General features: G+C 52.8%; 12 protein-coding genes. 7 read left to right on the top strand and 5 right to left on the bottom strand.

Annotation, left to right across the window (positions count from 1 at the left end):
- Nucleotides 1-319: 319 nt before the first annotated feature.
- The 4 genes from ald to NW211_RS12250 all read right to left on the bottom strand — a co-directional run bounded on the left by ald (nt 320) and on the right by NW211_RS12250 (nt 3,366).
- On the bottom strand, nt 320-1,420 hold the full coding sequence (ald, locus tag NW211_RS12265; protein ID WP_258328014.1) for an alanine dehydrogenase: 1,101 nt from the start codon (nt 1,418-1,420) through the stop codon (nt 320-322).
- A 152-nt stretch (nt 1,421-1,572) separates the two neighbouring features.
- Nucleotides 1,573-2,469, bottom strand: coding sequence for a phosphodiester glycosidase family protein (locus NW211_RS12260; protein ID WP_258328013.1), 897 nt, complete (start codon nt 2,467-2,469; stop codon nt 1,573-1,575).
- A gap of 32 nt (nt 2,470-2,501) precedes the next feature.
- The gene (locus tag NW211_RS12255; RefSeq protein WP_087409669.1) at nt 2,502-2,777 is read right to left on the bottom strand and encodes a putative quinol monooxygenase; all 276 of its coding nucleotides are present in this window, start codon (nt 2,775-2,777) and stop codon (nt 2,502-2,504) included.
- A gap of 205 nt (nt 2,778-2,982) precedes the next feature.
- Entirely contained in the window at nt 2,983-3,366 is a 384-nt protein-coding gene (locus NW211_RS12250; protein ID WP_258328012.1) for a DUF3127 domain-containing protein, read from the bottom strand.
- Between the two features lie 487 nt (nt 3,367-3,853).
- On the opposite strand from NW211_RS12250, the gene rsfS reads away from it, so the two are divergent.
- The 7 genes from rsfS (at nt 3,854) to NW211_RS12215 (ending at nt 11,542) form a co-directional block, all read left to right on the top strand.
- Nucleotides 3,854-4,210: a ribosome silencing factor gene (gene rsfS / locus NW211_RS12245; protein WP_087409671.1), complete on the top strand. Its 357-nt coding sequence runs from the start codon at nt 3,854-3,856 to the stop codon at nt 4,208-4,210.
- 40 nt (nt 4,211-4,250) lie between these two features.
- Nucleotides 4,251-6,341, top strand: coding sequence for an ATP-dependent zinc metalloprotease FtsH (gene ftsH, locus NW211_RS12240; RefSeq protein WP_258328011.1), 2,091 nt, complete (start codon nt 4,251-4,253; stop codon nt 6,339-6,341).
- A gap of 235 nt (nt 6,342-6,576) precedes the next feature.
- Complete coding sequence (locus NW211_RS12235) at nt 6,577-7,422, top strand: phosphatidate cytidylyltransferase (protein ID WP_258328010.1); 846 nt, start codon at nt 6,577-6,579, stop codon at nt 7,420-7,422.
- A gap of 62 nt (nt 7,423-7,484) precedes the next feature.
- Nucleotides 7,485-8,654 carry an AIR synthase related protein gene (locus tag NW211_RS12230; RefSeq protein ID WP_258328009.1) on the top strand — a complete coding sequence of 390 codons (1,170 nt, stop codon included), beginning with the start codon at nt 7,485-7,487 and terminating at the stop codon, nt 8,652-8,654.
- A gap of 33 nt (nt 8,655-8,687) precedes the next feature.
- A complete protein-coding gene (gene udk, locus NW211_RS12225) occupies nt 8,688-9,299 on the top strand; it encodes a uridine kinase (protein WP_087409675.1) in 612 nt (203 codons plus the stop codon).
- 4 nt (nt 9,300-9,303) lie between these two features.
- Nucleotides 9,304-10,698 carry a transglycosylase SLT domain-containing protein gene (locus NW211_RS12220; protein WP_258328008.1) on the top strand — a complete coding sequence of 465 codons (1,395 nt, stop codon included), beginning with the start codon at nt 9,304-9,306 and terminating at the stop codon, nt 10,696-10,698.
- A gap of 292 nt (nt 10,699-10,990) precedes the next feature.
- Nucleotides 10,991-11,542 carry a DUF3332 domain-containing protein gene (locus tag NW211_RS12215; protein ID WP_087409677.1) on the top strand — a complete coding sequence of 184 codons (552 nt, stop codon included), beginning with the start codon at nt 10,991-10,993 and terminating at the stop codon, nt 11,540-11,542.
- Between the two features lie 113 nt (nt 11,543-11,655).
- On the opposite strand, the gene NW211_RS12210 is transcribed toward NW211_RS12215, so the two are convergent.
- The gene (locus NW211_RS12210) at nt 11,656-13,116 is read right to left on the bottom strand and encodes an aminoacyl-histidine dipeptidase (RefSeq protein ID WP_258328007.1); all 1,461 of its coding nucleotides are present in this window, start codon (nt 13,114-13,116) and stop codon (nt 11,656-11,658) included.
- Nucleotides 13,117-13,259 lie beyond the last annotated feature (143 nt).

Here is a 13,259-nt window from a genome sequence, read left to right as displayed (position 1 = left end):
AACTCCCGGCCGAATTGACTTCGTTCTCTCTTTTCTCTTGTACTACACTTGCTTCTTTTCAGTCTTGTCAATGAACTGTGCCCTCCGTTTTCGCTCCGGTTGACCCGGTGTTCTTTCGAAAAGCGATGCAAAGGTAGGCGTTTTTATATATTCCCTCCAAATTTTTTGAGGACTTTTTTATGCTATAAAACATACTTTTCTCTCAACTTCCCCATTTTCACTCCGTTATAAACAAACTTTTTTTCGCAAAAAATTCGTTCCTGCCACTCTACGGAGCAACAGGAACGAACAAAGGGTATATTCGAGTGAAATTATCGGCTTATATCTTCTCGCACGGCAACCCGAAAGCTTCGGCTACGGCAGGATAAACGATTTTACCGTCGACTACATTCAGACCTTTGCAGAGAGCTTCGTCTTCGGCACAGGCTTTTTCCCAACCTTTATCGGCCAGCTTGAGGGCATAGGGCAAAGTTGCGTTGGTCAAGGCCAAGGTCGAGGTAGCCGAAACGGCTCCCGGAATATTGGCCACGCAATAGTGCACGATACCATCAACTTCGTAGACGGGCTCGGAGTGTGTAGTCGGATGCGAAGTCTCGAAGCAGCCACCCTGATCGATTGCGACATCGACCAGCACCGACCCCTTCTCCATCAATCCCAGCATATCACGGGTGATGAGATGCGGCGCCTTGGCTCCGGGGATAAGCACAGCCCCGATTACCAAATCGGTCGTGGGAAGCTCGGCTCGTATATTGAATTCGGACGAGTAGAGGGTCTTGATGTTGGCGGGGCGAACCTCATCGATGTAGCGCAACCGGGCCAGCGACAAGTCGGCAATGGTAACATCGGCACCCATACCGGCGGCCACACAGGCAGCAGCATAACCTACCACACCACCGCCGATTACCAGCACCTTGGCCGGTTTCACACCCGGCACACCACCCATCAGTTTACCTTTGCCGCCCTGCGGGCGCTCCAGGAAGCGGGCCCCCTCTTGGGTAGCCATACGGCCGGCCACCTCGGACATGGGGATAAGCAGCGGCAGACTGTGGTCTTTCAGCTCGACCGTTTCATAGGCCAAACAGGTAGCTCCACTGGCCATCATAGCCTCGGTGAGCTTGCGGTCCGATGCAAAATGGAAATAGGTAAACAACAACTGCCCTTTGCGAATGAGGGGATACTCGGGCTCGATGGGTTCCTTGACCTTGACTATCATCTCGGCCACGGCATATACATCGGCAATAGTGGGCAATATCTTGGCACCCACACGCTCGTACTGCTCGTCGGGGAACCCGCTATTTTCGCCTGCGCCTTTCTGCACATACACCGTATGACCTCTCCGTACCAGTTCGTTCACTCCGGCGGGAGTCATACCCACTCGATTCTCGTTGTTCTTGATTTCTTTGGGGATTCCTACTATCATAGATTAAGATTTATAAGATTAAATTATTTCGGTTGAAAGATAAGAATTTTATTCTTTTTTTCCATCATGCCGAGCCCGTTTTTTACACAAAAAAGCGGGACGATTCGGGTTTAACCCCCATCGCCCCGCCGAGATGCCTGTATTTACGGGATTCAGTTTGTCTTCACCATCAATACCGAGGGGACTGCACGCTCGCCTTCGTGGTCGTACTTGCCATTGTCGCAAGGGTGATTGATCACGCCATAGGACTGGATATAGAGGGTCGAAGAGCCCCCACCGTCGAGGTTGAGAGCATCGGTCGCCCCCATCTGCCGAGCAAAGGTGCGCAGATCGTAGAGGTTCACCCCCTTGGCTCCATCGAGACGGCCATCGAAGACGATAAAGAGCACCCGATTGTCGTCGGTCGTTGCCACGCAGGTACGCGGGTGTGTATCGGTTGTAAACGAATTGGCCCACATGGCCACATCGTGCCCGTTGTCCATCATCAGCGGCCCCGACACGACTACCTGCTGATAGTCGCCCCCGAGCGAAGCCTCGTCGCTCGAGCTCCACGTCTTTATCTCCACCCGGTCGCCCGTGGCACAGAAGGCCCCGGTGGCACGAGTCGAAAACTCGTTGGTCTCGGTGGTAGCCACCACAGTGCCGTTACACTTCAAGAAGTGACGGCTTACACCGGTCGAGGTATTGAAAAAGGTACCGTTTATCGCCGCCAACGCATTGGCCGCGATGGCCCGGTCGCTGGTAGTCTTGCTCAACGAGACCTCATACGAAACGACAAACGAAACATTGGCCTTGTTCAGGTCGATTTCCAACATGCTTATCGTTTGCGGATAGTCAAAGAGCTTTTGCACCTGAGCCGTCTTGCTCACGACACCATCCCGAATCTCCCGCTCCTGCCACGAAATCTGAGCGATAGCTATCGAGTCGGCCTCGTTTTCGCCCGAGGGGCGGGTAGGTATCGAGGCGTGATTGTCATCATCGCCACACGACGTGAAAGGTGCGACTGCCATCAAGGCAACCGCAACCAGAAACAACTTACTCCACTTCATTCCTGTTCGATATTATACTCGGGAATACCGAATCAGAAGTTGAATCGCTCTTGCTTCATCTCGCCCAAGGAGTGCATCTGCCCCACATAAGTGACAAAGTGAGTAGTCTGCTCATGGGCACGCAGAGCCTCATCGTCTTTCCAGGTTTCACAAATCATCAACACATCGTGACGCGTAGCACTCTCGAAAATATCGTAAGCCACACAGCCCTCCTCTTTGAGTGAGCATTCGGTCAACTTTTTAGCAATCTCCAAAAATTCGGCGCGACGAGCCTCATCGACTCTCACAAAAACATTTAATCTAATCATCGTTTTTACGGTTTATAGGGTTTCTTTTCGAGGGAGTAAAAATAGAGTTTTCCGTTCACAATAAAAAGAGAAAATAGCACAATAAATACAAAAGTAGATAAAGCAAAGAGGTCGCAAGGGTATCAATACCCCTGCGACCTCCCGGTACAATTTCATTATGCTTCGTTTCCCAATCCACGCCGCAGCGGGGACATTCTCCGGTCCATCAGAACGGCAGATCGTCGGTCGACGAGGCCGGCATGTCGGAAGCAGCCGGGGCCGGCGGGAACGGAGGTATATCGTTGGGCATGGGCGGCATATCGGGTACGCCCTGAGCTGCGGGAGCCGACTTCTCTATTTTCCAGGCTCTCACGTCGGTGTACCAACGGCCGTTAAACTCGCGGCTCTCGAGGTCGAAGCTGACCGTCACGTCGTCGCCGATTGCTGCCGGATATTGATCTACCTTATCGCCAAAAAGATTGAAACATACCTTGCGAGGATATTGCTCCTCGGTTTCCAATACATACTCTTGTTTCTTCCACGGGTTGCCGGCTCTCGATACACCCTCCTGCAACGGCAGCACGTGAATGATTTTTCCTTTGATTTCCATATTGAGTGTTACAAATTATTCGGCAACAAATATAGTGAAAGGTGAGAGCAGAGGCAAACAAAAAAACGAAGTTTTTAAGTTTGGCTATGCCGAACCGACTCCTATATTCTGGAAATATAGCGAAAGGCGAGAGCAGAGGCAAACAAAAACGAAGTTTTTAAGTTTGACTATGCCAAACCGACTCCTATACCCCGAGAGTACGACGAAAGTCAAGCGGAAAATAAAATATCGGACCCCGATTTCAGATATTTCTTTATTCCAAACCGTATTCTATATTATCGGAATATAGGCAAAGCAACCAAACCTCGCAGCCGAACTTTTCTGTTTTTCATTCGTTATTCTGCAAAATCCTATTATACCCACAGTTAGCAAAAGGAGTTTTTAACGAAAGCCTTAATTTTATAACAAAGCTATTTTCTCGTAATTGGAAAAATCGCATTATCTTTGCAAAATGAGAATATATACATATAAGCCATATAATAAGTAAATGAAAGAAAAACAACTAATCCAAACCATTATAGAAGGCATTCAAGAAAAAAAAGGGAAAAAAATCACCACCGTAGATCTCTCGGACATAGAATCGGCTGCAGCTTCATACTTCGTCATCTGCGAGGGACAGTCGACTACCCAAGTGGCAGCGATTGCCGACAGCGTGAGAGAGTATGTGCAGCAACACACCGGCACCAAACCTTTCGGATACGACGGATACCAAAACAGCCAATGGATAATTATCGACTACGGCAGCATTCTGGTACATGTTTTCCTGCCCGAATACCGCAACTACTACAAACTCGAACAATTGTGGAACGATGCCAAATTGACAGAGATTCCTGACGTGGAATAATTTTTGATACACCATTTGCATCTTATACTATATATAAAATATGGGAAACAACAACATGTCTCCATTAGGGCCTAATAAGAAGAAGCGCATCCGGTTCAACCTGTACTGGATGTATGCGATTATCGCACTGCTTCTGTTTGGCCTCTACTATGCCAACGATCCTTCGATGAGCAAGGAGGTGAACTGGTCGGAATTTGAAAAGATAGCCAAGGAGGGCGGCATGACCAACGTAACGGTTCATGCCAAGAAGGACTACGTCGAGGCGCAACTCAACGACAGCACGGCCAAAGCTATTTTCAAAACCGACAAGATTACCGGCAAACCCATCGTATACACCAACATACCCTCGGGCGACAGCTTTGCCACTACCCTCGAGGCGTGGAAAAAAGACTACGGTTTCAACGCCGACGTCAATTACGAGAACAGCAGCGACCTGACCAACATCCTGTGGACGTTCGGTCCCATCGTATTCTTTATTATCTTCTGGATTTATCTGGCCCGCCGAATGACCAACCAGGGCGGAGGCGGTGGCGGCGGCGTGTTCAATGTGGGCAAGGCCAAAGCACAGCTTTTCGATAAAGACGGTGCCGTGAAGGTAACCTTCGACGACGTGGCCGGACTTTCGGAAGCCAAACAGGAGGTCGAAGAGATTGTAGAGTTCTTGAAAAACCCCAGCCGATATACCGACCTGGGCGGTAAAATTCCCAAGGGTGCTCTTCTGGTAGGCCCCCCGGGTACCGGTAAAACCCTGTTGGCCAAAGCCGTAGCCGGCGAAGCCAACGTACCGTTCTTCTCGCTGTCGGGTTCCGACTTCGTCGAGATGTTCGTAGGCGTGGGTGCATCGCGTGTGCGCGACCTCTTCCGCCAAGCCAAGGAGAAAGCCCCCTGTATCGTATTCATCGACGAGATCGATGCCGTGGGTCGGGCCCGTGGCAAGAACCCCAACATGGGTTCCAACGACGAGCGGGAGAACACCCTGAACCAGTTGCTTACCGAAATGGATGGTTTCGGGTCGAACAGCGGCGTCATCATTCTGGCTGCCACCAACCGGGCCGACATTCTGGACAAGGCCCTGCTGCGTGCCGGACGTTTCGACCGTCAAATCTACGTAGAGTTGCCCGAATTGAACGACCGAAAGGCCATCTTCAAGGTACACCTGCGCAACGTGAAGATCGACGACTCGGTCGATGTAGACCTGTTGGCCCGCCAGACCCCGGGATTCTCGGGGGCCGACATTGCCAACGTCTGCAACGAAGCCGCCCTGATTGCCGCCCGCAAGAACAAGAAGAGCGTACAGCGTCAGGACTTTATGGATGCCGTCGACCGTATCGTAGGCGGTCTGGAGAAGCGGTCGAAAATCACGACTCAAGAGGAGAAACGCTCCATCGCCATACACGAAGCCGGGCATGCCTCGATCAGCTGGCTGCTGCAATATGCCAACCCGCTCATCAAGGTGACCATCGTACCACGCGGTCGCGCGCTGGGCGCTGCCTGGTATCTGCCCGAAGAGCGGCAAATCACCACCCGCGAGCAGATGCTCGACGAGATGTGTGCCACGCTGGGAGGCCGGGCCGCCGAAGAGGTATTCCTCGGACGCATCTCGACCGGCGCCTCGAACGACTTGGAGCGGGTCACCAAGCAGGCCTACGCCATGGTGGTCTACTTCGGTATGAGCGAGCAGTTGCCCAACCTCTCCTACTACGACTCTACGGGTCAGGAGTATGGATTCACCAAACCGTACAGCGAAGAGACGGCCAAACTCATCGACAAAGAGGTGAGCCGAATCGTAAACGAACAGTACGAGCGCGCCAAGTCGATTCTGCGCGAGAATGCCGAGAAGCATGCCAAACTGGCCGAGGTACTGATTACCCGCGAGGTTATCTTTGCCGAAGACGTGGAGCAGATATTCGGCAAGCGTCCGTGGATTTCGCGTACCGAAGAGATACTGCAAGACGAAGAGGCAGCCAAGAAGGAGGAAGAGGCCGAACACAAAAAACCGGAGGCCGAAGGCAACCCGACACCATCTGACGAAAAACCTCAACCGACAGCCGAAGGCACGGCCGACCAACCCAAGGCTGAAAACGGCGAAACAAAAGGAAATGAAAAAGATACCTCCGACTCGAAGGCCTAACCGCCCGACAAGCGAGAGAATCTACATGATACAAGAGATACAGCCGACAATCGACTGTATCTCTTTTTTTATCGCTTTATCACAAAAAAAAACTACCCAGAAGGGCCGCTTTATGGGATTATACCTATATTTGTAAACTATATGAAAGCGTAAAGCACAGCCTATGCCGAGTACCCGCTGCCCGCAACTGTCGCTATATGCCTTATAATTCACCCAACATCAAAAATAAGGAACCGTGAAAAATCTACTGACCCGAACTTTTACCGGTATACTGTTTATCGTTATCATTACTACGGCTGTCTTGTCGGGAGCCTATACCTTTCTGGGCATTTTTGGTATCGTCGCCCTGCTTGGCTATGTCGAATTTCTCATGCTTACCCGATTCGGCAGGCCATTCGATCAACTCACTTTTGTCATCGATATGGCAGGAGCCTGCGCCCTGTTTCTCACGGCCTTTTCCTATTCGGGCCAATTAGGCGAGTCGCTTCATAAAGCCTCGATACTCACCTACCTCATCTATCTGGTAGCACGCCCCATCATCCAGCTCTACCTGTCGCCCGACAAGTTGCCCGTCATGGGTTGGGCATACAGCATATTGGGACAAATCTATATCGTTCTGCCCCTTGCGCTGCTCGGTGTATGGGGATACAGTACCGAATATCAACTGCTGTACGGTCACCCCGAATACATACTGATGGCCCTCTTCGCCTTCATCTGGATAAACGATACCGGCGCCTACGTCGTAGGCAGCACGCTGGGGCGCCACCGGCTCTTCGAGCGCATCTCGCCCAAGAAGTCGTGGGAGGGATTTTTCGGCGGCCTGCTCTTCTGCATCATACTCGCCCTGTGCCTGAACTACATCATACCCGGCATGCTCACCACCGTGCAATGGGTAATCATGGGGATACTCACCTCGGTATTCTCGACCTGGGGCGACCTGTGCGAATCGCTGCTCAAGCGTACGGCCGGAGCCAAAGATTCGGGCAAACTGCTCCCCGGGCACGGCGGCATTCTCGACCGGTTCGACAGCGAACTTCTGGCATCGCCCGTGATATTCATCTACCTGACACTCGTTTTATAAACCAGATGCTTGCACCGATGCCATTTTTGCACTAATTTTGTAAGCATCAATTACACATACCTATGAGCGACCAACGTTACAACCTGCGCGGCGTATCGGCTTCGAAAGAAGATGTACACAACGCTATCAAGAATATAGACAAGGGTATCTTTCCCAAAGCCTTCTGTAAGATCATTCCCGATATTCTGGGCGGCGACCCCGAGTATTGCAACATCATGCACGCCGACGGTGCCGGCACCAAGTCGTCGCTGGCCTACATGTATTGGCGCGAAACCGGCGATCTGAGCGTGTGGCGAGGCATTGCACAGGATGCCCTCATCATGAACATCGACGACCTGCTCTGCGTAGGAGCCACCGACAACATACTGGTTTCGTCGACCATCGGCCGAAACAAGCTGCTGGTCCCCGGCGAAGTGATTTCGGCCATCATCAACGGCACCGAAGAGCTGCTTGCCGAACTGCGCGCACTGGGCGTGAACGCTTACAGCACGGGCGGCGAGACGGCCGACGTGGGCGACCTGGTGCGCACGATTATCGTCGACAGCACCGTGACTTGCCGCATGAAGCGCAAGGATGTGGTATCGAACGAGCACATACGCCCGGGCGACGTCATCGTGGGACTCTCGTCCTACGGCAAAGCCTCGTACGAAAAAGAGTACAACGGCGGCATGGGCAGCAACGGACTCACCTCGGCCCGCCACGATGTATTTGCCAAATACCTCGCAGCCAAATACCCCGAGAGCTACGACAACGCCGTACCCGAAGAGCTGGTATACTCGGGCAAGTTGAAACTGACCGACCAGATTGCCGAACTGGGTATCGACGCCGGCAAACTGGTGCTCTCGCCCACTCGTACCTATGCCCCCGTCATCAAGAAACTGCTCGACGAGATGCGTCCGCGCGTGCACGGTATGGTACACTGCTCGGGCGGAGCCCAGACCAAAGTGATGCACTTCGTGGAAAACATGCGGGTCATCAAGAACAACCTCTTCCCCGTACCCCCGCTGTTCAGCATCATCCAGGAGCAATCGGGTACCGACTGGCACGAGATGTACAAGGTCTTCAACATGGGTCACCGCATGGAGGTCTATGTCGACGCCGAGGATGCCCAACGCGTGATCGACATCAGCCGCTCGTTCGACATCGATGCCCGCATCATCGGCTACACACAGGCAGCCGACCACAACGAGCTAATCATCGAATCGGACAAAGGCCGGTTTGAGTACAAATAACGATCAAGTCACACCCCTAAAACCAGAAGCGTCATGTTAATCATAGGAATAGCCGGTGGAACCGGGTCGGGCAAAACCACCGTCGTGCGAAAAATCATTGAGAGCCTTCCTCCCGGACAAACAGCCGTTATTCCCCAGGACTCCTATTATTGGGACAGCAGCGATGTGCCGGAAGACGAACGTCAGAACATCAACTTCGACGAGCCGGCAGCCATCGACTTCGACCTGCTGGTCAAGCACCTCAAAGAGCTGAAGGCGGGCCGCCCCATCGAGCAGCCCATCTACTCGTTCCTCACCTGCACCCGGTCAAAGGAGACGATTACCGTCGAGCCTCGCGACATCATCATCGTCGAGGGTATCCTGATTCTCTGCAACGAAGAGTTGCGCAACATGATGGACATGAAAGTATTTGTCGATGCCGATGCCGATGACCGCCTCATCCGGGTCATCAACCGCGACATCATCGAGCGGGGACGCACGGTCGAGATGGTAATCGACCGCTACCAACGGGTACTCAAACCCATGCACCTGCAACACATCGAACCTACCAAACGCTACGCCGACATCATCATCCCGCAGGGCGGTCACAACACGGTCGCCATCGAGATTATGACCAACTTTATCTCTCACAAGCTCAAAGGGTAAGCCTATGCCGAGGAACATATCCCGCTGGATATATGTGCTCCTCGCCCTCTGTCTGCTCACGGCCTGCGGAGGGAACAAGCAGCACACCGCCGAAGAGGTGCCGAACGACTTCGACTCCATCTGCGAGCGGGGCGAACTGCGAGTTCTCACGCTCTACAGCTCCACCTCCTACTTCCTCTACCGAGGCGAAGAGATGGGTTATGAATACGAACGCATCAAACAGTTTGCCGACCACTACAACCTCAAGACCACCGTCATCGTAGCCGACAACATCAAGCACCTCACCGAGATGCTGCAACAGGGCAAGGGCGACGTCATCGCCTACGAGATGCCCATCATCGGCGACGCCAAAAACGAGTGGCTCTACTGCGGTGCCGAAAACATCACCCACCAAGTGCTCATCCAGCCCCGCAAGCCCAAGGACGAAATGATAAACGACGTGGTCGACCTCATCGGGAAAGATGTCTACGTCGAAGCCGGCTCGAAATACGAAGAGCGCATCAACAACCTCAACAACGAATTGGGCGGCGGCATACACATCCACCACATCGACAAGGATACGGTGGTGACCGAAGAGCTCATCGAGATGGTCTCGACCGGCGAGATACCCTACACCCTGGCCGACAACAACCTGGCGCAGTTGAACCGCACCTATTACAACAACATCGACATCCACCTGCAGGTGAGCTTCCCCCAACGGGCCTCGTGGGCCGTGAGCAAGACCTCGCCCGCCCTGGCACACGCCATCAACCAGTGGGTGAAGGAGAACCAGAAATCCGACTCCTACCGCAGCATCTCGCGCCGGTATTTCGAACTGAGCAAGTCGTTCCCCAACTCGGCCGTGCTGTCGGTCTCGAAAGGACAAATATCCATCTACGACCACCTATTTAAAAAGTATGCCCGCGAACTCGACTGGGACTGGCGCATACTCGCCGCACAGGCCTACAACGAGTCGCACTTCGACACCCTGGCCGTATCGTGGGCCGGAGCCCGGGGACTGATGCAACTGATGCCTCGCACGGCACAGGCCTTCGGGGTATCGGCCCAGGAGATTACCAACCCCGAGAAGAATCTGAAGGCGGCCGTCAAAAGCATACAATCGCTCAACAAAAGCCTCTCGGCCATCCAGAACAAGAACGAGCGGCTCAAGTTTATCCTCGCCGCCTACAATGCCGGGCTCGGCCACGTGCTCGACGCCATGGCGCTGGCCGAGAAGTACGGCAAGAACCCCTATGTATGGGACGACAACGTGAGCGACTTCATCCTGCTCAAGAGCAACCCCGAGTATTTCAACGACGAAGTGTGCAAATTCGGCTATTTCAGAGGACGCCAAACCGTAGCCTATGTTCATGAGGTTCTGCGATATTACAAAATATATCAAGAAAAAATCCCCTTATAAAAACCTTTTTCTCCAAAAGTTTTTTATCTTTGTAAAAGATAGAAGTCAATCGGTCTGGTAGAAGAACGTCGATTTTCACCGGTCTCTGTACTCGTCAGTCCTCCCTCTCCCCGACAAGAGACGGGAAATGCCGTGTGTGAGTCTCCTGCTCGATGAACCTGAAATTGGCCCTATCGCCATCAAATGAATTGCCGTGCAGCATGTTTCGCGCCATCTTTTGCCACCATGCCGCCCTCTTTTTCAACTTACTAAATTTTGCGTATTACATATTTCTAACTAAAAATTTAAAACGATGAAAAAGAACAAACTGAATGTGGCTATTGCCCTTACCTTAGCAGCGACTCTCTGCTTCTCGTCTTGTATCGGATCGTTCAGCCTCACCAACAAGGTACTTAGCTGGAACGGCGGTGTAGGCAACAAATTTGTAAACGAACTCGTATTTATCGCCTTCCATATTATCCCGGTATACGAGGCAACCGTATTTGTTGACCTCATTGTGCTCAACTCTATTGAATTCTGGACCGGCAGCAGCCCCATCGCTCAGGAATCGACCAAGGAAGTGAAAGGCGAAAACGGTGACATCTATCTGGTAAAGACCGATAAAGACGGCTACACCATTACCAACACGGCCGACAACTCGACCATCGGTTTCGTATTCGACAGCAACGACAACTCCTGGTCTCTCTCGGCTAACGGCGAAACGACCAAATTCATGACCTTCGTCGATGACAACCACGTACAAATGGTAGGTGCCGACGGCAACAACATGACCGTAGAGCTTTCGCAAGCCGGTGTACTGGCCTACCAACAAGCTGCACAACAGCTCAATCTGGCTATGAAATAAGCACCGTATCACATACAAAAAAGGGAGGCAATCGCGCCTCCCTTTTTTTGTATCTATCCCCGCCAACGGCGAGACTATGCCGGGGAGGGAATCCCCTCCCCGAGCGGAATGTATCAATGCTCGGCAGCCACCTTCTCCAGAATGAGAACCAGGTGGTTCCAGAACTTCTCTACGGCCGGGATGTGCATCATCTCGTCGGGAGAGTGTACGCCCCGCAACGTGGGACCGAACGAAATCATGTCGAGTTGCGGATACTTCGTCAGGAACAGGCCGCACTCGAGACCGGCGTGGATAGCCTTGATGGCCGGGGTCTGCTGGTAAAGCTCCTCATAGGCAGCCACGGCAATATCCTTGATGTGCGAGTGCATGTTGGGTTTCCATCCGGGGTAACCGTCGCCATGCGTAGGCTCGGCACCGGCCATCCGGAAAAGACACTCTACCTGATAGGCGATGTCGTACTTCTCCGACTCGACCGAACTGCGCTGGCTCGTAGCCACCACAATCTTACCCGGCTCGGTCATCTTCACCGAGGCCAGGTTGGTCGAGGTCTCTACCAACCCCTCAATATCGTGGCTCATGGCTATCACCCCGTGAGGTGCCGCATAGAGGGCACTGACGAGCGAACGGGCCACTCCATCTTCAATCATGAACTCGGGTGCATCGGCCGTAGCAACATCTACCGTCACATTCGGGTCCACGCCACTCAACTCGGCAGCCACATCGGCAGCAAAGTGGTTGACCTCGGCCCGGATAGCCTCCTTATCCTCGGGATTCACGGCAATCACCGCCATGGCCTCGCGCGGTATGGCGTTGCGCAGGTTACCGCCGTCGATGGCACACAGGTGAATCTCGTGACGTTGCATGCACAGCCACAGGAAGCGGGCCAGCAGTTTGTTGGCATTGCCGCGGCCCAGATGAATATCGCCACCCGAGTGGCCGCCCAGCAGGTTCTTTACCTCGACCCGCAAGTAGAACTTACCGGCCGGGAGGGGCTCCTGCTTATAGGTAAAGGTCGACGTGGTATCGATACCGCCGGCACACCCGATAAAGATTTCGGCCTCGTCTTCCGAATCGAGGTTCAACAGATATTTGCCGTCAATCATACCGGCTTCGAGACCGAAGGCACCCGTCAAGCCCGTCTCTTCATCGACGGTAAAGAGGGCCTGTATGCGACCGTGCTTCAGCTCCTTGTCGGCCAACACGGCCAGGGCGGCAGCCATACCGATACCATTGTCGGCACCCAACGTCGTGCCCCGAGCCTTCACCCACTCGCCATCGACATACGTCTCGATGGGGTCATTCTCGAAGTCGTGTTTCACATCGCCGTTCTTCTCGCACACCATATCCATGTGAGCTTGCAAGATAACGGTAGCAGCCCCTTCGCAACCCGGGGTAGCCTCTTTGGTAATCACTACGTTGCCCGTCTTGTCGACCTGGGCTGCCAGATTTTGTTCCCGGGCAAAAGCCAACAGGAACTCACGAATGCGCTCCTCCTTTTTCGAAGGACGGGGAACCTGAGTAATGGCATCGAAATAGTGCCAAATTGATGAGGGTTTCAGTTCTTTAATCTCCATTTTTTTCTATTTTAGTTACAATTTGTTCATTGCTAAACTTTCTGTACTCGAAGAAATTTATGTTAAATTTCCCGTTTTTACCGATTCTATCGTCAAAATATTTCCATTCTTCGACCAAATTCACATTTTCCTTTCCTATATTT

The sequence above is a fragment of the Barnesiella sp. ET7 genome (assembly GCF_024733785.1).
Taxonomy (GTDB): Bacteria; Bacteroidota; Bacteroidia; order Bacteroidales; family Barnesiellaceae; genus Barnesiella; species Barnesiella merdigallinarum.
This window is presented reverse-complemented; position numbering and strand designations above follow the sequence as displayed.

Excerpts from the sequence above, each read along its gene's own strand:
- ald (WP_258328014.1), bottom strand. The coding sequence starts at position 1,420 with ATGATAGTAGGAATCCCCAAAGAAATCAAGAACAACGAGAATCGAGTG.
- NW211_RS12260 (WP_258328013.1), bottom strand. The coding sequence starts at position 2,469 with ATGAAGTGGAGTAAGTTGTTTCTGGTTGCGGTTGCCTTGATGGCAGTC.
- NW211_RS12255 (WP_087409669.1), bottom strand. The coding sequence starts at position 2,777 with ATGATTAGATTAAATGTTTTTGTGAGAGTCGATGAGGCTCGTCGCGCC.
- NW211_RS12250 (WP_258328012.1), bottom strand. The coding sequence starts at position 3,366 with ATGGAAATCAAAGGAAAAATCATTCACGTGCTGCCGTTGCAGGAGGGT.
- rsfS (WP_087409671.1), top strand. The coding sequence starts at position 3,854 with ATGAAAGAAAAACAACTAATCCAAACCATTATAGAAGGCATTCAAGAA.
- ftsH (WP_258328011.1), top strand. The coding sequence starts at position 4,251 with ATGGGAAACAACAACATGTCTCCATTAGGGCCTAATAAGAAGAAGCGC.
- NW211_RS12230 (WP_258328009.1), top strand. The coding sequence starts at position 7,485 with ATGAGCGACCAACGTTACAACCTGCGCGGCGTATCGGCTTCGAAAGAA.
- udk (WP_087409675.1), top strand. The coding sequence starts at position 8,688 with ATGTTAATCATAGGAATAGCCGGTGGAACCGGGTCGGGCAAAACCACC.
- NW211_RS12220 (WP_258328008.1), top strand. The coding sequence starts at position 9,304 with ATGCCGAGGAACATATCCCGCTGGATATATGTGCTCCTCGCCCTCTGT.
- NW211_RS12215 (WP_087409677.1), top strand. The coding sequence starts at position 10,991 with ATGAAAAAGAACAAACTGAATGTGGCTATTGCCCTTACCTTAGCAGCG.
- NW211_RS12210 (WP_258328007.1), bottom strand. The coding sequence starts at position 13,116 with ATGGAGATTAAAGAACTGAAACCCTCATCAATTTGGCACTATTTCGAT.